Here is a 20,900-nt window from a genome sequence, read left to right as displayed (position 1 = left end):
TTAGTTTTTTTGATTCTGCTGTAGGATAAATTCCTCAAGGATTTCGCTCAGGTTCTCTATAGACCGTCCCATCTTAGCAATTTTTGCTTCTGTCTGAGACAGTCCGAGAACTGCATTTTGAAGTTGGTTGGCTAGACTTTGAATCTCTTCTCGATAACGGTTTTCTAGTTCTTCTACGTTCATGATTTATTTCTGATCACTTAATCTACACTATCAAGTATTAGGTTTGCGTTAGGGTTTACGTTCGAGTTTACGTTTATGTTTGCTTTCGGCAAAACCCCTATTAATATGTGTTAATTTAAAATCATCTACCATTCCAAATTAATAATACTTAAATTTGATAATCTAAGACAAATATAGTTGTTAAAAAAAAAGTAATAGTAAGCCAAGCTTGCTCATGATAAATTTTGCAAATCTATCATGAGCAAGCTTGGGAGTTTATTTAATAAGGTAACAAACTCATAAAACTAGTCAACCAATATCCAAAAAATAACTAATCATGTTCCAGTTACTTTTTTTTTCTAGAAAAACCAATTTTTTTCAAGACGATATCAACTGTATATTTTCGCCTTTAATTACTAACCAAACCCAGATTACTAAAGATTGTGTGAAGTAGATGGCATAAACTATAAAAAACAAGCAAAAATGATGAAGATTGCGATCGCTCAACTCAACCCCACCATTGGTGATATTACAGGTAACGCTCAACAGATTCTTGAAGTAGCCAACACTGCTGCGAGTCAGGATGTGCGTCTGTTGCTGACACCAGAATTATCCTTGTGTGGCTATCCACCACGAGATTTGCTGCTCAATCCCAAGTTTCGAGAATCGATGACTACACAAGTGCAACAACTAGCTCAGCAGCTACCATTGTCTCTAGCTGTTTTGGTGGGGACAGTAACACCGAATACCAAAGCAGAGCTTGCTGGTGGCAAACCTTTATATAACAGCATTGCTCTACTAGAGGGGGGAAAAGTACGGCAGATTTTTCACAAGCGACTTTTGCCCACCTATGATGTTTTCGATGAAAACCGCTACTTTGAACCAGGACGGGAGAGTAATTCCTTCACCATTGATGACCAGCCATCAGCAATCACAACTCAGAATCCCCACTCCCCAATTAAAATCGGTGTTACCATTTGCGAAGACTTGTGGAACGATGAAGAGTTTTGGGGCAAACGCAGCTATCAAGTCAATCCCATCACAGACTTAGTTCAACAGGGTGTAGACCTAGTGGTCAACCTGTCCGCCTCACCCTATAGCGCAGGTAAACAGAAAACTCGGGAAGCAATGTTGCGCCATAGCGCTAGCCGTTACCATACACCTATCCTCTACGCCAATCAGCTAGGAGGCAATGATGACCTGATATTTGATGGGTGTAGTGTAGCATTTAATCAGGCTGGTGAGATGGTATGTCGCGCCCGTGCCTTTGAAACAGACTTAGTCATTGTGGAATATGACCGAGAAACAAACGATCTGGTCACCCAACCAGAAACAACTATACAGTCTCCACCATCGGCAGCAATAGCACCAGCCCCAGCCAGCCTAGACGAAGAAATTTGGTCAGCCTTAGTCCTAGGAGTCCGGGATTACACCCGTAAGTGTGGTTTTAAAAAAGTCGTAATTGGTTTGAGTGGTGGGATTGATTCTGCTCTTGTGGCTGCTATTGCCACCGCTGCCTTAGGACCAGAGAATGTCTTGGGGATTCTCATGCCTTCTCCCTACAGTTCTGACCACTCCGTCAAAGATGCTCTCTCATTAGCACAAAACCTAGGTATTAAGACTCACACCCTAGCCATTGGTTCCTTGATGGAGGGGTTTGACCAAACCTTAGCCTCCCTATTTGCCGGGACAGAGTTTGGTGTGGCTGAAGAGAATATTCAATCCCGAATTCGGGGCAGCTTACTGATGGCGATCTCCAATAAATATGGCTATCTCCTGCTATCTACTGGCAACAAGTCAGAGATGGCAGTGGGTTACTGTACCCTCTATGGTGATATGAATGGTGGATTAGCTGTAATTGCCGATGTTCCCAAAACCCGGGTCTACTCCCTATGTCGGTGGCTAAATTCTAAGGCAGAGGAGTCCCAGGTTAATCAGGATTTGCAGGTTAGTACGGTGAAGGTTGAACCTTCAGACTCCTCTTCTAACCTTCAACCTGATCAGCTTCAACCTGCTAACCTAACCGACTCGAACGCCAAAGGCGAACAACCTTTAAGCCAAACAGAAATTATTCCTGCTAACATCCTAATCAAGCCCCCCAGCGCTGAATTAAAACCTGGTCAAGTAGACCAAGATTCCTTGCCATCCTACGATATCCTAGATGATATTCTGGAGCGACTGATCCACCAGCACCAAGCCCCAGAGCAAATTATTGATGCAGGTCATCAGCCAGAAGTGGTTAACAAAATCATCCGACTAGTCGCTCGTGTTGAATTTAAGCGCCGACAAGCCCCGCCAGGCTTAAAGGTTACTGACCGCGCCTTTGGTACTGGCTGGCGGATGCCAATTGCTAGTCGTTGGCTATAGCATTAATCTATTAATGATTAGTCATTAGTCATTGGTCATTAGTCTTTGGTCTTTGGTCTTTGCTAATTAGTCATTGCTAAAGACCAGAAGACTTATTGTTGACGACAATGGACGAATAACTGGAGTGACAGCTCCTACACTGATTCTATAGAATCAGTGTAGGCTTCCCAGCCAATCCAGCTATTGCTTAGGAGGCGCTGGGCTTTATGAACGGACTGCCCTGCCGCTCTGTTTTTGTTTGACTTTTTTTTGAATAATCTTTCACCAACAAGCCAGCATTCTCGGCTTTGCTTGTCACTACATAGACTATAACACATCGTGCCGGTTTTTTGTGAAAGACTTTGTGCAAAATTCATCCCACACTCACCCTTGGCCGTAGGCCACGCTACGCGAACGTTTTGAGATGTGGCGCTTCTTTTGCCGGAAGCTAATAACTAATGACTATCTAGCCAGGGAAGTCTTGTTCAAGAAATCCATACTAATATAGCAGTATCGTCATCCAGTAAGTGGGACGGTAAAAATAAACGTAATAGTTTGGTTGTTGACTGTTCACAGTCTATAGGGTTTTCATTTGAGATGTGAAACTAGGATTGATTTAAAAAGGGTACAGGAATCCCTCCTAACCTTAATAAGGGGGGTAGGTAACAGTAGGAAAGAGAACCGAGGATTTTTTGGTGTTATGAGAAATCAGAATTGGGTTTCATGATTTATTTGGAAATACTATATGACGTTTACTATCAGCAGTGAACAGTCAAGGATCAACAAAAAACCTGGTCAATTGGAGCTAAACGGTAAGCCTTCAGGGATAAGCTGCTCAGTAGTAAGCTAAAGCATCGACGCAAACTTAGGTATTTGGGTCTGGATGCGAGTACATGATGGGAGTACATGATGCGAGTACATAAGTATTCGGGCGAGAATGTTCTTTCTTAAAGGTTGTTTGATTCAAGATTCCTTGTAGCTAAGGGCTGATTAGGAATGGCTGAATTCTGTTCGCGTAGCGTGCGCGAATGCGCATATGCTGAATGCTGACAGCGTATTAATTTGCTGATTAATTTACTGGTGCAGTTGGTTAAAATTCTGGTGAAAGGGTAAGAGAGAGAGGGAAAAATAAAAATTCCCCTCTATCTTGAGTAGTTAAATTTAAATTTTTCGCCATTTTGGAATGAATTTGTTTGATCACAATCGCTATAATTTCACCACTTCCTACTGCTAGATTGTTGAGATTTGTGCTAAACTCTTACCCGATGTATTTGAACCTAGACGCAGCAATTAATAGGGATCCTCTGATTGTATCTCCCGAAACTCTAGTAACAGAGGCAATTGCCCGCATGATCCAGTTGGACTCTAGTTACGTACTCGTCCAGTGCCAACTGTCATTAGTAGGCATTTTTACTGAGCGAGATTTGCTGAAGGTCATAGTCGAAGGGATTGGGCTTTCTGGACTAGCGATCGCTGACGTGATGACCACAGAGTTAATTACACAACCAGCTACTGAAGTCGAGAATGTCGAGAATATAGTCAAGCTACTGTCTCGATTGCGCCAACATCGGATTCGTCATCTACCAGTTGTAGAGGAATGTGGACGACCGACAGGTATCATTACAGAAAATAGTTTGTTGCAAGTGCTAGAACCAGCAACAATGTTGGCTACTAATCAACAGGTGGTAGACCGAGTTAATCAGCCCACTGCTCAACTAGAAGCCACAAATCAGGAACTAGAAGCATTCGCCTATTCAGTATCCCACGAGTTAAGCGCTCCACTACGAAGGATTAAGAATTTTATTAAGGTTCTATCAGAGGACTATCATCACCAGTTGGATCTCAAAGGACAACACTATCTCCAACGTATATCTGCTAACAGTCAGCATATGTGGAAACTCATTGACGATTTGCTAGAGCTTTCGAGAGTTAGCGGTGACCCGATGCACTACCAGCAGGTTGATTTGAGTAAGATGGTTGCTGAAATTAGCTTAGAACTCACACAAACCCAACCTGAACGGAGCGTGGAATGGGTCATTGCTGAAGGAATTCAGGCCTATGGAGATAGTAGGTTGCTCCGGATTGTTTTACAGAATCTACTCCACAACGCCTGGAAATACACATGCCATCATCCCCAAGCCAGGATTGAATTTGGAGTTTGCCCATTGTCCGCACCTCAGATAGAGGGGCAAGAGCAAACCAGTGATCAAGCGATCGCCTATTTTGTCCGGGATGATGGAGCTGGCTTTGATATGGCTGACGCTGACAGATTATTTATCCCTTTTGTACGCTTGCACACCGAAGCCGAGTTTCCTGGCAATGGCATTGGACTCGCTACTGTAAAGCGTATTATTCACCGACATGGTGGCAGAGTCTGGGCTAAAAGTGCAATTGAACAAGGAGCAACGTTTTATTTTACCCTTCCACCCTTCAGAAATTATTCGCTATAATAACACCATTGCTTCGTCTCCTCCACACCTGAAAACTATTGCAATCACTACTGATATAATGATTAGCAATAGTTAAATTACAATTGATGATATCTGTCCAAACATAAAAATGGCAAAATGGCAGCCATGTGTTTCATTTTTATGATAATACAGGCTTTAAGATGGCAAAGGGAATTACGGCGCTTAGGCAATTTAAGCTGTTAGGAATTAAATTTACAGAAATTGCAGCTTGTTTGACCCCATGCTTGGTGCGGGGCATGAAAACAAGTTAGGGGATGCACACCCCTGGTCTACTTTGTTTGTGATTAGGAGGTGATCTAACTAGTGCAATACGGGACAAAGAAAATATTATTATCTGGATTATTGTCTGGGAACATACCCGATGAAACTAATGACCTCCTTGTTTTCTGGTGTGAACAAGCCAACAACCTGTACAACCAGGCTTGGTAGGCAGTAAGACAGACTTATTTTGAAAACTGTCAGTATTACACTTACTTTGATGCTTATGAGATGTACCGAGTTGGTCGAAAAGACAGGAGTATTAAGGTTAGCTATGGTCAACGTTGCAAAGATTTCAAGGATAATCCCCACTACTAAGCACTAGGTGCTCCGCAAGGTCAACAGGTACTCAAGTCGGTAGTTAAAGCCTGCTTTTCTTATAACCAATCAGAATCCCCTGTGCTTGACGGGGAGGATAGTTCAATTGTTTTAGCTAGTTCTAGTCTAAGGATACTTTACGAGAAGCCATTTATCCGTTGGGATTAAACCTAAAATTACCTGATTTCGACATAACCAACTATCCTCTGAGTCAGGAGCTTCGAGTCAGGAGCTTCAAGTCATAATAATTGATTTTCCAGGAATTTTTAAGAGAAATTGGCTTGGGAATCCACTAATCGTTATTGCGCCTCCCGCTAACCTTGCTAAATTCTTATCCTGATTTCTGAATTATGTCTTCTGTATACTCCTCAAAACCAGGCAACTAATGACATTTAAGTGAGGTAAAATAGACCATAAATGTGTAGATTATGAGATGAATAATCTCATAATACAAAAGCTTTCTAATCAACTAGTCAATTATTAATCAATAGATAGGATAAATCTATGAATAAACCACTGCGAGTTTTGATTGTTGAAGACTCACAAGATGATGCTGAGTTGCTGGTGGTTGAACTAAAAAATGGTGGCTACGAAGCAATTTATGAACGAGTGGAAGCACCAGGAGCAATGAACGAAGCCTTAGATAATAAGGGGTGGGATCTTGTGATTGCCGATTACTTCATGCCTAAGTTTAGCGCCATTGGTGCCTTACTCCTCTTACAAAAAAAAGGGTTAGACTTACCGTTTATTATCGTCTCCGGCTCGATTAAGGAAAATATGGCAATCGCTGCTATGAAAGCGGGAGCCCATGACTATTTCCTTAAACACCAGTTAGCACGATTAGTTCCGGCGGTGGAGCGGGAGTTAAGAGAAGCAAAGGTGCGCAAAAATTACCGGAAGGCAATCAAGAGGTTACAAGACCTGACGTTTTATGACGAATTGACCGGTTTGCCTAATCGGACATTGTTTTTATACTACCTGCGCCGGTGTTTTAAGCCAGTACAGCCAACTCACAATCGCAAATGTCTACCGATGGCATACCCGATTCTACCAACTCTTTGCTGGGATGAACCAATTGTTGGAAACACTCAGAAGGATAATGTATTTGCTGTGCTATGTCTGACTCTTAGTCGCTACCTACTTATCCAATACAGTCTAGGTGATCTACTCAGTGAACAACTCCTAGTTGCTACTGCTCAACGCTTACAGAAATGCATCGGTGATCAGGATATAGTGGCACAGATGAGAGAGAATAAATTTGGGATTTTGCTCTCGAATATCCAAGACTTAGATCAGGTGAAAGAGACAGCTGAGCGTATCCATCAGGAGATTTCCATCCCATTTGAACTCAATGGGCGAGTCGTGTCTTCTAATTGCTACATTGGTATTGTCCTGAGTACCATGGGGTATGAGCAACCGAAAGATTTGCTGCGAGCGGCAGATACGGCGATGTATTATGCCAAATTAGAAGGTATTGGCTCCTCAGAAGTTTTTCATCCTAGTATGCAACAGAGAGCTATTGAGCGACTAGAGTTAGAAACCGACTTACAACAGGCAATTGAATACGAAACATTGCATCTTAATTATCAACCCATTGTGTCCCTGACAACGGGTAAAACTATTGGTTTTGAAGCCTTGGCGAGGTGGCAGCACCGCACTCGCATCAAGATTAGTCCTAGTGAGTTTATTCCGGTAGCAGAAGAAACAGGACTAATTATCCCCCTTGGTGAATGGATTTTGCGGGAAGCCTGCAAACAGTTAAGCCTTTGGCAAGAGCAGTTTCCTGATTATTCTTCTTTGAGTATCAGTGTGAATCTGTCTGGTATTCAACTCAACCAACCCCAGCTGATTGACCAGATTGACCAAATCTGCACCACGTTAGAATTGAGTGGGGCGAAGTTGAAGCTGGAAATTACTGAGAGTGTGTTGGTGGATAATGCCTCAGTTGCTACCACTATCTTGAAGAAACTAAAAGACAGGAATATACAGTTGTGTATCGATGATTTTTGCACCGGATACTCATCGTTTTCCTATCTAAATGATTGGCCGATCGATATCATTAAAATTGACCGTTCTTTTATTAGCAAAGGATTTACAAAAGGCAAAAATTTGGATACAGTAGAAGCGATTGTAAATCTAGCTAAAAAGCTAAAAATTCAGGTAATTGCTGAGGGCATAGAAACCCAAGAACAAAAGGAATTTTTGCAAAGTTTAGGATGTGAATATGGACAAGGATTCTTATTTGATGAAGCCCTGACTGCGGAAACGGTGACCAATTTGATGTTAACCAAGCCAGATAGGTTTTGGTAATCGCTATAGTAGGAATTAAGACAAGCAAAAGGTTATCCCCCAATACTCACCGAAGATCGGGGGGCAAGCTTGCATGTAAAAGAGGCCAAACATGAAACCTGACTTGGAAAACAGATCCTACACTGCAAGAGCTGATCATAGACTAGGTGATTCAGTATTGAGCAGGTCTTACGACTTAGGAAAATGGGCGTTGCTCAATCAAGTAATGAATAGGAGTAGAGTGGGCATCCTGCCCGCGCGAAATAAGGAGGAAACTGGCAAGATGCCAGTTCTACGCAAGATGCCAGTTCCACCAAGATGCCCATTCTACAAAACTCTTAAAATCATTCCATTATTCAGCAACGCCGGAAAATGCACTCAAGACAATGGACTGAGCACTCAAAATTCAGCACTGAGTTTGCTTAAACGTTTACTAATTACCACAACGGTGCTGTTGGCTGTTGTCCCTACGACGACTAGTTGCAGTCTACTGGAACGGCAGCCTCGGTCAAACTCTACCTTGGTCTACAAAGGACCAGTTACCCAGGAGGTGAAAGCTGGTTCATTGATACCAGGGACTGATATTCGGTACATCAGTAGGACGGAGGATAAAACTGCTGAAGTGTTGATCAATGGACAGCGGGCATTCAAGCGCAGTGGTGACTCTCTAGACTGGACTGGAAGTCCTCTGAGGGGAGTCGAAATGCGCCTCAACCAGCGGGTATTAGTTTATAGTGATGAACGCCTACAGGCTGGTGGTACTGTTCGTCTAACGGTAGATGGGGTATCTTCTCAACCTGGTTGGGTACCGCAGGTACCGGATCAAACAAACCCCAGTCTAGTGGTTTACAAGGTTCCAGTTTTATACCGAGTCAAGCAGGGAGAAACAATTCCTGGTACCACTTTGAGTTATACCGGCAAAACCGAAAAAGGTGCGCAGTTGGGTGGATTACCGACCGGAGAGTCTCCTTACCGCCAAGGGGGTGACTCGATTAGTTGGCGAGGAGAATTACGCCCTAGAGTTTATCTCGATTTAGTAGTGCGTACTGCCTTCTATAACGAAGACCGTCTGAATGTGACTGGCTTTGCAACAGTTATCCTAGCAATCGGTGGTTGAGGGTTGTTCGCCCTTGGCGTCCCTTTTTGGAGTTTGGATGTTAGAGTTGAGAGTTGAGATGGCTACTTGAATGGCGGGAAAACTCTACATTGATCGATGGACAAATCTAATGCGATCGCAACTGATAATCAGCATGCCCTGAAAAAACTGGCGTCGGCAGTAGAAGCCTCTCAGGGACAGTTCAAGCTGATTTTAGCCCGCTGCAATTATATCAGGGTGCGTTTCCGTTTGGTAGCGCAATTACCAACACTCTGCTCGGTTGACATTAATACCCTAACCCTTAAGCCATCGGACAAAGTGCTCTATGACACCATTCGGTCAATACTGGGAGAACAACGCCCTACTGCTGTGATGGTGTTGGGCTTAGAATCGGTGCAGAATCTAGCACAGATGCTGAGTGTGACTAATCAAGTGCTCGAAGAGTTTCAGAAAAATCTTCCTTTCCCCTTAGTGTTATGGATTACAGATGACGTTCAGCAGCAACTAACCCAGTTTGCTCCAGATTTCGAGAGTTTGGGGACACGGATAGAATTTGCGATGTTCCTTTGGAACCGCTACGCGAACGCAACAGAAACCTTAATTACTGAACTCAAAGAGACTACCGATGCTATCTTTGACTATATTTTAAAATCAAATAGTATAGCATATTTTGTTCCTACTGATATAGGTGTTCTACGTCACCGGGAAATTGATGCTGCTCTGAAGGATTTACAGCATCGGGGTGAAACCCTTGAACCTGCTCTCAAAGCTAGTATAGAATTCCTTCGTGGTCAAGAGGCTTATGCTAACTATCAGTTGGGTAGTGCAGTAACTCACTATGAGCAAAGTTTGGCATTTTGGCAACCAGCGGCAAGGGAGACTGAGAGATGGGGAGATCACGAGATCACGAGATCAGGAGATGGGGAGAGTGGGAACAATGTTTGTTCATCTAATTTAGATAACTTAGAAGATCTAGATAACTTAGATCTAGATAACTTAGAAGATCTAAATAACTTAGAAGATCTAGATAACTTAGACGATCTAAATAACTTAGAAAACGGGAGTGATACTACAGGAAATGAGATTACCGTTTGTGAGCAGCAATTCCTGGAGCGTCAGGGAATCGTCCTGTTTTACATTGGGTTGTGTTATTTCCAGCAGGGGGAAAAGTCTCCGGAACCAGAAAACTGTCTCTATTGGAACGATGCTAGAGGATTATTCCAGCAGTGTCTTGATAGGTTTGAGCAGTTGAATCGTCATGATTTAGTCACTAAGTTTATCAATCAACTAGGTGAGGTCTTGCAACGTCTGGAGGATTGGGATGATTTGTATCACTTGGCTCACAATTCCCTAGGGTTACAGCAACGCCAAATCCTATTAGGGGCGCAAGGTCTGGCACCACTAAAAGCCCAAACTTACGGATTTTTAGCAGAAGTCGCTCTTAACCAATCTCGTTGGCAAGAGGCTAAGCAAAATGCTCAGAAAGCATTAGACACTATAGCGACAGTTTCCTCTGGTGTGGCACAAGAGGGCACAGAGGAAACAGAGGAAACAGAGGGTACAGAGGGCACAAAACCATGTCTTAACTCAGGAGTCGGCATTCAGGAGAATGCACTCCAGACAATGCACTCACTTCAAACTAGTCTGTATCTACTACTGTTAGCTCAATCTGAGCAACGGCTAGGTGAAGCTGAAGCTGCACTCCAACATCTAGAACAGGCAAGGGTTATTGCACCTCAGGATAATCCTCGGTTTTACAGTCGGATTTTGCAGGGATTGCGTTCCCTTTATTTCCAGCAGGGGCAGTATCTCCAAGCTTTCCAACTTAAGCAATATCAACAATCGTTAGCGCAACAGTATGGTTGGGGAGGGTTTATTGGTGCTAGTCGATTACAGCCACGACAAAGGATAAGGTTGGTGGGGTTGCCAACAAATTTGATCGGAGCGCAACGCCTTGCGCCCCTAGAGGAGGAAAATCGAGAAACTATAGCGCTAGAAATTGCGCAATCTGGGCGACAGCAGGATGTCAATGGATTGATTGAACGGATTGGACGGAATGATTACAGGCTAATTGTGATTCATGGGGAATCGGGGGTGGGAAAGAGTTCTCTGGTGAATGGGGGATTAGTACCAGGGTTGAAACAGACTGTGATTGGTACAGAAGATGTGTTGCCTGTAGTGATGGCAGTCTATAGCAATTGGGTAGAAGAATTGGGACGGTTATTGGCAGAGGCATTAAACGGAATAAATTTAGAGACATTGCATGGAACATCTCTACAAAGTCCAGATATTATTATACAGCAATTGCGGCAAAATGAACAGCACAATTTGCGGACAGTACTGATTTTTGACGAGTTTGAAGAATTTTTCTTTGTTTACCTGGATAAAGCTGAGCGACGGCAATTTTTTGAATTCCTAGGAGAGTGTCTTAATAGTCCGTCAGTGAAGGTGATTCTGTCGATGCGGGAGGATTATCTCCATTATTTACTCGAATGCGATGGACGTTCGCGTAGCGTCGGCTCTGCCGAGAGTCCCGCTTTCAGCGAACGCGCAGCATGGTGGGGTAGCGCTAATCCCATGCTGAGTATGGAAATTATTGGCAATGACATATTGAGTAAGCATGTGCGCTATCCTTTAGGGAATTTTTCCCGAGATGATGCCAAGTCCGTGATTGAGCAATTAACTAAACAATCGCATTTTTACCTGGAACCAGCTTTGATTGAAGAATTGGTACAGGATTTAGCTGGGGAGTTCTCGGAAGTACGTCCGATTGAATTGCAGGTAGTAGGAGCGCAATTGCAGGCGGAAAGTATTACTACCCTGGAACACTATTGGGAAGGGGGTTCAAAGCAAGGATTGATGGCGCGGTATTTGACTGGAGTAGTGGAGGATTGTGGACCAGAGAATCAGCAGGTGGTGGAACTGGTGCTATATTTACTGACAGATGAAAAAGGGAATCGTCCACTGAAGACCAAGGCTGAGTTAGCTAATCATTTAGGAACAGAAGCTGATAAATTAGAGTTGGTGTTAAGGATTTTAGTAGAGTCGGGGTTGGTGGTTAAGGTACCGGATATTGTTGCTCACCGCTATCAATTGGTGCATGATTATCTTGTTTCTTATCTACGACAACCAGCACTGAAGTTAGATGAGTTAATTACAAAACTAAAACAAGCTAAGCAGGCTAAGCAGGGATTGGAAAATACTAACCAAAAAGCCACCCATCAGATTAAGATTGGGTCAGCAGTATTGAGCATTACATGGGTGAGGTAAAAGGACACAACAAATTGGCTCTAGCTTCGGTGACACTGATAATTTTCATGAGTCATTTTACTAACGTACAACAAATTGTACCACTTCCAAAAGCAATGCAGTCGCTCATGGGCAGCGACTGCATCAACACAATAGAGCAGGAAAAGGAAAGGAAAAATTGGCTCAAACTCAGACATTCAGGATTTGCAGCTGCTAAAACCTGATCACCGCAAAACCTTATCGGTATTAGCGGCTTTGGGAGGCTGACTACGACGGATATCCCGCCAAATTTGAGTAGCTGCTAAGGCTCCATCAGCAGCAGCAATGACAACCTGATTCAGTCCTACCTTTAAATCACCAATGGCAAAGATACGAGGATGGGAAGTGCGGGCCATTTTATCTGTAACCAGATTGCCTCCCTTCTTCTCCAAATCAAATGTATCTAGATATTGGGCATGGTATTTGGAACCCATGGAAATCAAGCCAGCTTCTAACTCAATTACTCGACCATCGGTTAATTCCACTCCAGTCATCTGATGGTCTTCCCCTAAAAATTGCTCAACAGGGGTTTCTATGATTTGATAACCCTGTTGTTCTATTTTTTGTCGCAATTCATCATTTACCTCGAACAATCCTTGGGTAAATAAAGTAATTTCATAAGTAAACCAACCCAGAGGAAAAACTACTTCCGCATTACCTGCCGTGCTAGCAAATACCCCCACCTTTTTATCAGCCATTTCATATCCATCACAAATCAGACAGACATGGAGGTTATAACCTGCGTAGTCATAGACATTTCGCATATTTTCCAAGGCTGGCAGATAGTCAATAATGCCACTAGCAGCAATCAGGTATTTAGCCCGAAAGGTATAGTATTCACTGTTGTTTCGACCAACTTTTACTCGCACAGCAAAGGTCTCACCCTCATCAATTAATTCTTCGACAAAAGCATCTAGTAAATCGCCACCGATAGACAAATAATGCTCTTTACCTTGTCTGAGAACAGAACGACCAGGGGTATCGGGAGGTAAACCCAGATAATTGTGGAGTTCCTGCATCCAAAAAGAGCGGGCTTTGCCTTTATCGATAATCAAAGTATTGAGTAAGTAACGCTGGAGATAGATTCCAGCAGAGAGACCTCCTGCGCCACCTCCCACAATAATGGTGTCGTAAATTTTGTCAGTGGATTCTTGAAGATTTTGTTTTTTGAGTTTCATGATATTATCTCTGTAGTGATTTGGAATAAAAGCTCTCGTAAGCATTCAGCGGTCAGTGGTCAGCGGTCAGCGGTCAGGGGTCAGTGGTCATTGGTCAGCAGTCAGCAGTCAGCTGATGTAACAGAGATTAAGCCAATGGTTAGCTGTTTTATTCAAAAGCTGAAAGGTAAGCATTCAGGCGTCAGCCGTCAGCCGTCAGCCTTTAGCTGAAAGCTGATAACTTATAGCACCTCAAGTAGCATCTCAAGTAGCGCATTAGCTGATAGCTGATAACTTATAGCTAATAGCTGAAAGCTGAAAGCTGAAAGCTGAAAGCTGAAAGCTGAAAGCTGATAGCTGATAGCTGAATACTTAAACTATCAGCATATAATTTGAGGTTAATTAAGATGTCCTGTTTTAACGTAAATTAAACAGCCTTCTTGACTAAATGGAGTATGAGTACTGCCATGATGATTACGTATCCAAGTTCCTTTTGGATAAGTTCCATGCTCATCTTCAAATACCCCGTCAATTACATAAATTTCTTCTCCACCAAAATGACTATGGTGTTTAAAAACAGTTCCAGGTTCCCATTTCACTAGAGCAACATTCTCTGTACTATGAGTATGTAAGGGCATTACCTGTAATCCTTTAACTAAACCTGGAACCCAAGAGTTGTTACTTGTATCGATTACTACTCGCTCTTGATCCTCAGGAGACATTTGCCATAGTTTCACCAGAATCGTACAACCTGATTCACTCTTAGGAGTATGGCTTGAACCTACGGGATTGCGGACATAAGTACCAGGGGGATAATCTCCTTTTTCATCAGAAAATATGCCCTCTAAAACCAGAAATTCTTCACCACCACCATGAGTATGAGCAGAAAAGGAACTACCAGTTTCATAGCGAACTAGAGACGTTGCTCTGGCTACTTCGTCTCCATCCCTTTCCAACATCCGACGCTGTACACCGGCCATAGGAGAATCAAGCCAAGGTAGCTCTTCGCTATAGACAACGACTCGCTGACTTAAATCTGCATGAATCTGCATGGCAACCTCCTGACATTATGTTTATTGTTGGAATCTCTAATTATTGCCTGAGATTGCTAGTACCATCACCACCAGCATCAACCCCACCATCCACAGGAAGAATCACACCGGTAACCCACTTGGCATTAGCCAGATACAGCACTGCATCAGCAATATCTTTCGGTGTGCCAATCCTGCCAAGAGGCTGCTGCTGATTCAAATCATCCACAGTTTCTTGGTTTACTTCCCCCAGCAATGGTGTCAGAACAATGCCAGGGGCTACAGCATTAATCCGAATCTTGTCTGCTGCTAGCTCCACAGATAAGTTTTTTACCATTGCTGTGATAGCAGCCTTCGCCATAATCGGTGCAGAAGAGGGCAAAGCCTTAACCCCATTAAATGCAAGTATTGTACTGATGTTGACAACCGCGCCACCATCCCCCTGCTCTCTCATCTGTTTGACGGTTTCCTGGGTTAGCGCAAAAGTACCTCTTACATATCCCAGGTACCGTGAGAGGTCGTCAATTGTGTAATCCGTGAAGTTCTTGACGGCAAAGATTCCTGCATTATTAATCAAAACATCAACTCTACCAAACTTGGCAACGGTTTCAGTAACGAGTTTAGGAGCGAATGTAGGATCAGTAATGTCTCCTGCTATAATCTGGATGCGATCAGGCTGATTCAGTTTTTGGGCTGCACTTTCAAGCTTCGAGAGAGTTCTGCCATTGATCATTACATTTGCCCCAGTGTTCAGAAACCCTTCAGCAATTGCATAGCCTATGCCAGTCGCGCCACCAGTAATAATAACAGTTTGAGTCGCCATACTATTTACCTCCAATTTAGTTCAAAGATTCTTACCCGTTGACACTTCATGACAGCTAAGTAGTTGGAGATGAATAAGACTAATTTTTAGGCCACAAGGGTTTTGGCAATGTTGACAAAACTTTAGACAGAGCCAAAAATGTTTGTCCGACTACTTATACTGTCATTATGCCTAATTGTACTTGACTAATGTGCCTGACTACTTAGGGGAATTAGAGCGAGCGAAGTTGCGAATGTAATTAGCAATCAACTCTAGATCTTCCTCAAGGGCACAATGACCGGTATCTAGGATATGGAATTCGAGGTTATTGAGATCCCGCTTGTAGGGATGGGCTCCTTCTTCCGGAAAGATGTAGTCACCTTTGCCCCAAACAATTAGGGTTGGAGGTTGAAACTGACGGAAATAGTCTTGCCATTGTGGGTAGAGAGTCCGGTTAGTACCGTAGCTGTAAAACAGTTCTAATTGAATTTCTTTGTTGCCAGGACGGTCGAGCAAATATTGATCATGGAACCAATTGTCTGGAGCAATGGCTTCTGGATTGCGAACTCCATTAGTGTATTGCCACTTAGTCGATTCGAGGGTTAAAAAATCCGCTAGAACTTGAGCATTTTCGGGAGTTTTGTCCTGCCAGTAAGCCTTGAGTGGTTCCCAAAACTCTCGCAAACCTTCCTCATAGGCATTACCATTCTGCACAATCAGCCCTAGCACTTTATTGGCATTTTTGCTGGCTAGACGGTAACCTACTGGTGCGCCATAGTCCATCAAATAGAGAAAGTATTGTTGTAAATCTAATAGACCTCTCCAAATCTTTAATCGGCGACGGTGAGCGTAATCCATCAAAAATAGAAAAACGCGATCGCTTTCAGACAAGTTACCGACACTGCGGGGCGAGTCTTGGCGTGCCTGGTTTATAGAAACTGTTGCCCAACATAGTTCAGATCCCAAAGAGCGTCTATTAGCAATCTTTGATGTGCTTCAATTATGGTTTGAAGCTCCAGATTTTCGTGGCTGTGCTTTCATTAACGCTACTGTAGAGTTGGCCAAGCCCAAGCACCCAGGTTATCAGGCGGCTTTGGAGCAGCAACAAGCTGTTTATGCCTATATTCTGGATCTGGCTCAGGCTGCAGGCATTACTGATCCTGAATTATTGGCTCGACAGTTTTTACTGCTTGTGCAAGGCTCAATTGTGGTGGCGATGATGGAAGGGAACTCGATAGCAGCAGCACAAGCAAAAACCGTTGCTTCAGCATTATTAGGGAGAAGGGAATAGGGAGTAGGGAGTAGGGAGTAGGGAGTAGGGAAGAGGCAAATGGGATACTAAGCATTGAGTCGTTATGCGATCGCACTTATTTGTGGAGGGTTGAGGGTCAATCAAAAAAACCGTTGCGTCAATGGTGTAGATTAAATCAAGATCAACTTTGACCAAGTCAACTATCGAGTTGTCATAGCAACCAGCACTCCCAGTAACTCATCCACAGGTGTTAGATAGCGGTCATTAAGATCCACGATTGCCTTGCCTTCTTGTGTCAGAGCCAGGAATCGCCACACTTGTCCCGTCGTAACAGTTCCGTATACTGTTCGCTCAGCCATCTCTGGCTCTTTTTGGTTAACCAATAGAGCTGCATACATCGTAGCAAGGCATTGAGGGAGTCCTTCATTTATATTTTCGTTTTTTGCCTCTACCACTACCACCACTGGAGCTTTGATGGTTAACTTATCTGGGTGATCAGTAAGTATGAAATCAAAAAATCCAGTAAGTCCCTGTGCTGGGTCTACATTAAAGTTTTTGCCAGAAAACAGACTAATACGAGGGTTGATGACTGTAATTTCACTTAAAATAGGAGCGATTAGATATTCAGAGCGAGCTTTTTCAGTATTGATAGCAGTTGCTAGTGGCACAAAGCGTTTGAGAGCTTCCTGAAGAAAGTTAGTGGGGGAAATTGGGTCTGCTTGAATCAGGGATGGGACAGGTTCTAGCATATCAATCCCTAGAGAAGCTAGTGTGTCTAGAGATTTAAAATCACTATAAGACATTCACATCTCTCCTAGGTTTGAAAATTGACACTTGTTACTTGTTACTTGTTACTTGTCAAGGGTAAATTTTCAAGTAATACTTAACAATTAACAAGTAATAATAATTCAGCCAAATAATCGATTATTTATGGAGATAATACCGAATTTTTTTGCTGCTCAAGCTCTTATTTATAGCTAATTAACCTGGATTTATACCCTAAAAATTACTAACTCAGAAACCCAAGGTACTAGACTTGGTATCGCTTTTGTACCCCGCGCCAAGCACGGGGGTTTTCAGCTTTCAAGAACTCTTCATAAATATGAAAGAGAAAATGGAAATTAGGACAATACCAATAACGAGATTCTCGACAGGTAGGGTAGATTGAGGGTTTTCAAGAAAATTGACTGTCGGTCTGACCACATTTTCCAGATTTATGGGATTGTTAAACTGGACTTCTTGGAAATAAGAATAACTAGGTTCATAACTAGGCTGTTGGGGATTGATCAACACTAGAGAAACAGCTTGATCCATCGGACTGACTTCGGCTAATTCTTCAAAAACCAAGTTACGGCTACCGTTAGCAGTCCTGGCGATGGCTGGACTGGTTGAGTTATAATAGATATCTGTGGTGAGAGACACTTGACTAATAATTATTACTATTGGTAAGGTTACAGGTAAAGCACCGCCTAGGGATACTCTTGAACCGGGATTGATCGGGAGAAACCCGGTACCACGGGTCAAGGTGCAATCTATTGTTGTCCGAGTGAGAAGTGGTCGTGCAGCAATTGGAGTCAAGCCTCCCACTTATCTATCTGGACTTTCCTGGTATCCTGACCAGGAGTTCCTTAAAAGCCCGAGCAAAGCTCATGCTTAGAATCAAGCCAGCCAAGCTCAACTGCATCAGCCAAACTCAGTCCCATACCTTTCAAGAAACGCGCGGTACGGCGCAACAACACCGCTTGAACCTCGGCTTTATTCATATACCGGGAGATCTCCTTGTCTGTACCCCGAGCAAGGATGTTTTGAGCAGCATTGTGGTCAGCCTGCAACACGACCCCATCAAATCTGGTAAAACTGTCCCCGCTCCTTTTCCCTAATAGGGTTCCAGTCACGGAGTCAATTTGCGACGTGTAACTAGGTTGAACTTCTGTGACAACCGAGCCAGTCCAATCAGCCCATTTCTGCAAAGAGTCCCGCATTACTCCCTTCATCCAACTATTAAGTTTACGGGACACGGCCTTAGACTGGCGTTTATTTCGGATTGGTTGTGTTAAGTCCTCAGCAAATACTTTTAATGACTCTCCATTGAAAAGAGATTTAGACGCAGCTCCTATAATTGCCGTAATTTCTGATTGATTCTTTCTGTAACGGCGGTTTTCTGTCTTTCTGGTTAGGTTGTTTTTTAGTATTCGAGCCGACTTAGCTGGGTCTATTTTTTCTAGCTTTCTATGAAGCGCCCAGAGTTTTCCTCTGTTGCGGTTTTTGGCACATATGCGATCAGACTTTTTGGTTGCTATCTTGCCTAAATCTTTTCCATGGGCCTGCCCATCTGAATCATAGAAAGCTTCAGTATATCCCTTATCTATTCCTACAGCACGGCGATCAGCAGGGATTTCGACGGTTCCATGGTCTACTAGGAAATAAATCTCAAACTTTTGCAGTAGCTGGTTATGTATCAGTCTAATCTGACCCTTTATATGGCGATTAGACCTAACAACTATTTTGTTCCTTTTTCCTCTCCTTAAACCAGCTAACTCCAGTTGATAGGTATTGCGGGAGAGCCTTTTGCATTTATACCCTCCCTGTTGATAAACTATCTGGTTATTAACCCAAGAATGCCCTCTCTGGAATTCCTTTCTTACGAATCTATGCAGAAGGGGATTATCTAAAAAGGCTAAGGTTTTTAGCTGGTTGCAAAGTTCTTTTCTTGTTTTTTGGTTATCTTTCCCGGGAAACCTTTTGTAGATCTTCTTGACGACTGCATCAGTGCAAGCTGCCTGGCTCGCTGTAATGGCTTTGGCAACATCGCTAACTGTCCATTCCATCAACTTGGAAGGCAGTCCCAAAGACTCAGGAGTTCTAAAACTCCTGACTTCTGGGTAGGCTTTTTTCCAATCAAGCTTCCAGTGACTGATGCTGCCTAACTTGTTGTAAGACTCAGACCTGACTGTGCCTAGCTTCTTCATTGTAGACAGCAACTCAACTTCAACCGACTCAGCCATCCCCACTACGGGGACAATCTGAGTCGATATTTTCTTGGTTACTCCTACAGTTTTAGGCATTGTTGGTTAACTGTCTCTTGTACCTTAAGTATACTCTAGCGCTATTCAAATGTCAATGTCTGTTTTGCGGTATTAAATCCCGTTTTATCACGATTTTTGGCTACTTAATTGCAAGGCTATAGGGGTTTCTAGACAAATTTTACCATTTTATAGATAAGATTAATCGATAGTATTTATACATAAGTCAACTGCGAAGACAGGAAGAAAAATAAGCTCAAAGGAAGTTTAGGGGCTAAGACTGTTGGCATTTTGATCTTCTCAGCACGAGACCGATGTACACAGATACCGGATAGACTCAGATTAGTCGATCGGTTAGCCTATCCGGTATCTGTATGTAAAAACCCATGGTGTGCTTTTCTGGTTGATCAAATGCATTCAGAGGGGACTATAAAAGCGTGGTTTTACGCCATAGCTGGATAAAGCATCACCCCTAGAGACACCACACCAGCAATGATCATTAGTCCAGCTGGCATAAACTTGCGAGTTTTAGCGAGCCGGATGGCAAAGACAATCACCAGTGCAGCTGCTACGGCTATCCCTAAGGTTTGTGCCCAGGGTTGTCCTTGAAGCTGCATTATTCCAGCAAATATTAGCAATAAACCGCTAATTAGACCAGAAATGAGAGATATTTTGCTTTTGGCTTTAGCATAGCCCATGATTCCCCCGATCAGGGCTAAGATGCCGTATAAGAGTACTGCTGCAATACTTAGATTCATCGTTAAATTTCTTCTCAAACTGAACTCATTTATACCTCTCGCTCGATACTTCTTTGGTCAGTTCAGCAGAAAACTTAACATTAGGGAGTAGGGAGTAGGGAGTAGGGAGTAGGGAGTAGGGAGTAGGGAGTAGGGAGTAGGGAGTAGGGGTAACTAGTTGAATGTACCTTATAAATATGGGAAACCCTATAACCTTCTTCTGTCAGTTTCCGAGAAGGCAGTCTCCAAAAGCTTTATCAGTCATTTGATACAGCCAAAGGTAGTCCTAAAATCGGCGTTGCTGAATCTTCGAATTAATAGGAGTAGAGTGGGCATCCTGCCCGCCCCAAAAGATCCGGTGCGCTTGACCGATTAAGAATTAAATTCGCCACGGGTCGCACTGTCAGGAACGGGCAAGATGCCCATTCCACAACGGGCAAGATGCCCATTCCACAACGGGCAAGATGCCCATTCCACGGGTCGCTTTGTTTTAGGATTGTGACAGAAGAGGGCTATAGCAATTATCATACTCATCAGGTACACAGGATTTTTGTTCACTCCCCCCCCTCCCTGGCTCCGGGTCTCCAACTCCACAAATCTTACACCTATTCCCTACTCCCTGCTCCCTGCTCCCTAAAACCCAAGGATTTGTACCTCACCCAATTGATAA

Annotated in this window: 18 protein-coding genes; 7 read left to right on the top strand and 11 right to left on the bottom strand. The window is 43.3% G+C overall.

Annotation, left to right across the window (positions count from 1 at the left end; translation table 11 throughout):
- Positions 1-183, bottom strand: coding sequence for a hypothetical protein (locus F6J90_RS01425; RefSeq protein WP_293090753.1), 183 nt, complete (start codon positions 181-183; stop codon positions 1-3).
- A gap of 465 nt (positions 184-648) precedes the next feature.
- Between F6J90_RS01425 and F6J90_RS01420 the strand changes: the two genes are divergently transcribed.
- The 5 genes from F6J90_RS01420 to F6J90_RS01400 all read left to right on the top strand — a co-directional run bounded on the left by F6J90_RS01420 (position 649) and on the right by F6J90_RS01400 (position 12,210).
- On the top strand, positions 649-2,529 hold the full coding sequence (locus F6J90_RS01420; protein ID WP_293091831.1) for an NAD+ synthase: 1,881 nt from the start codon (positions 649-651) through the stop codon (positions 2,527-2,529).
- Positions 2,530-3,755: 1,226 nt separating this feature from the next.
- Entirely contained in the window at positions 3,756-4,958 is a 1,203-nt protein-coding gene (locus F6J90_RS01415) for an ATP-binding protein (RefSeq protein ID WP_293090752.1), read from the top strand.
- A gap of 1,101 nt (positions 4,959-6,059) precedes the next feature.
- Positions 6,060-7,865 carry a GGDEF domain-containing response regulator gene (locus tag F6J90_RS01410; RefSeq protein ID WP_293090751.1) on the top strand — a complete coding sequence of 602 codons (1,806 nt, stop codon included), beginning with the start codon at positions 6,060-6,062 and terminating at the stop codon, positions 7,863-7,865.
- Positions 7,866-8,127: 262 nt separating this feature from the next.
- Positions 8,128-8,961 carry a hypothetical protein gene (locus tag F6J90_RS01405; protein WP_293090750.1) on the top strand — a complete coding sequence of 278 codons (834 nt, stop codon included), beginning with the start codon at positions 8,128-8,130 and terminating at the stop codon, positions 8,959-8,961.
- Between the two features lie 96 nt (positions 8,962-9,057).
- A complete protein-coding gene (locus F6J90_RS01400; protein ID WP_293090749.1) occupies positions 9,058-12,210 on the top strand; it encodes an AAA family ATPase in 3,153 nt (1,050 codons plus the stop codon).
- Positions 12,211-12,413: 203 nt separating this feature from the next.
- On the opposite strand, the gene F6J90_RS01395 is transcribed toward F6J90_RS01400, so the two are convergent.
- Positions 12,414-13,406, bottom strand: a complete 993-nt coding sequence (locus F6J90_RS01395; RefSeq protein ID WP_293090748.1) for an NAD(P)/FAD-dependent oxidoreductase — start codon at positions 13,404-13,406, stop codon at positions 12,414-12,416.
- Between F6J90_RS01395 and F6J90_RS01390 the strand changes: the two genes are divergently transcribed.
- Entirely contained in the window at positions 13,389-13,616 is a 228-nt protein-coding gene (locus tag F6J90_RS01390) for a hypothetical protein (protein ID WP_293090747.1), read from the top strand. The genes F6J90_RS01395 and F6J90_RS01390 overlap by 18 nt on opposite strands.
- 167 nt (positions 13,617-13,783) lie before the next feature.
- On the opposite strand, the gene F6J90_RS01385 is transcribed toward F6J90_RS01390, so the two are convergent.
- The 3 genes from F6J90_RS01385 to F6J90_RS01375 form a co-directional block, all read right to left on the bottom strand.
- Positions 13,784-14,437: a cupin domain-containing protein gene (locus F6J90_RS01385; RefSeq protein WP_293090746.1), complete on the bottom strand. Its 654-nt coding sequence runs from the start codon at positions 14,435-14,437 to the stop codon at positions 13,784-13,786.
- Positions 14,438-14,477: 40 nt separating this feature from the next.
- Positions 14,478-15,239, bottom strand: a complete 762-nt coding sequence (locus tag F6J90_RS01380; protein WP_293090745.1) for an SDR family oxidoreductase — start codon at positions 15,237-15,239, stop codon at positions 14,478-14,480.
- Between the two features lie 198 nt (positions 15,240-15,437).
- On the bottom strand, positions 15,438-16,184 hold the full coding sequence (locus tag F6J90_RS01375) for an alpha/beta hydrolase (protein ID WP_293090744.1): 747 nt from the start codon (positions 16,182-16,184) through the stop codon (positions 15,438-15,440).
- Between the two features lie 25 nt (positions 16,185-16,209).
- Between F6J90_RS01375 and F6J90_RS01370 the strand changes: the two genes are divergently transcribed.
- Positions 16,210-16,509 carry a hypothetical protein gene (locus F6J90_RS01370; protein ID WP_293090743.1) on the top strand — a complete coding sequence of 100 codons (300 nt, stop codon included), beginning with the start codon at positions 16,210-16,212 and terminating at the stop codon, positions 16,507-16,509.
- Here the strand turns inward: F6J90_RS01370 and F6J90_RS01365 are convergent.
- From F6J90_RS01365 to F6J90_RS01340, 6 genes are all read right to left on the bottom strand, one after another.
- Positions 16,492-16,665, bottom strand: coding sequence for a hypothetical protein (locus tag F6J90_RS01365; RefSeq protein ID WP_293090742.1), 174 nt, complete (start codon positions 16,663-16,665; stop codon positions 16,492-16,494). The two genes, F6J90_RS01370 and F6J90_RS01365, sit on opposite strands and share 18 nt — an antisense overlap.
- A 5-nt stretch (positions 16,666-16,670) precedes the next feature.
- A complete protein-coding gene (locus F6J90_RS01360) occupies positions 16,671-17,273 on the bottom strand; it encodes a hypothetical protein (protein ID WP_293090741.1) in 603 nt (200 codons plus the stop codon).
- A gap of 280 nt (positions 17,274-17,553) precedes the next feature.
- Positions 17,554-18,048: a hypothetical protein gene (locus F6J90_RS01355; RefSeq protein WP_293090740.1), complete on the bottom strand. Its 495-nt coding sequence runs from the start codon at positions 18,046-18,048 to the stop codon at positions 17,554-17,556.
- Positions 18,049-18,098: 50 nt separating this feature from the next.
- Entirely contained in the window at positions 18,099-19,535 is a 1,437-nt protein-coding gene (locus F6J90_RS01350; RefSeq protein ID WP_293090739.1) for a zinc ribbon domain-containing protein, read from the bottom strand.
- Between the two features lie 401 nt (positions 19,536-19,936).
- Positions 19,937-20,251: a TMEM14 family protein gene (locus F6J90_RS01345; RefSeq protein ID WP_070391818.1), complete on the bottom strand. Its 315-nt coding sequence runs from the start codon at positions 20,249-20,251 to the stop codon at positions 19,937-19,939.
- 351 nt (positions 20,252-20,602) lie between these two features.
- A complete protein-coding gene (locus F6J90_RS01340; protein WP_293090738.1) occupies positions 20,603-20,788 on the bottom strand; it encodes a hypothetical protein in 186 nt (61 codons plus the stop codon).
- Positions 20,789-20,900 lie beyond the last annotated feature (112 nt).

The sequence above is a fragment of the Moorena sp. SIOASIH genome, from assembly GCF_010671925.1.
Taxonomy (GTDB): Bacteria; Cyanobacteriota; Cyanobacteriia; order Cyanobacteriales; family Coleofasciculaceae; genus Moorena.
This window is presented reverse-complemented; position numbering and strand designations above follow the sequence as displayed.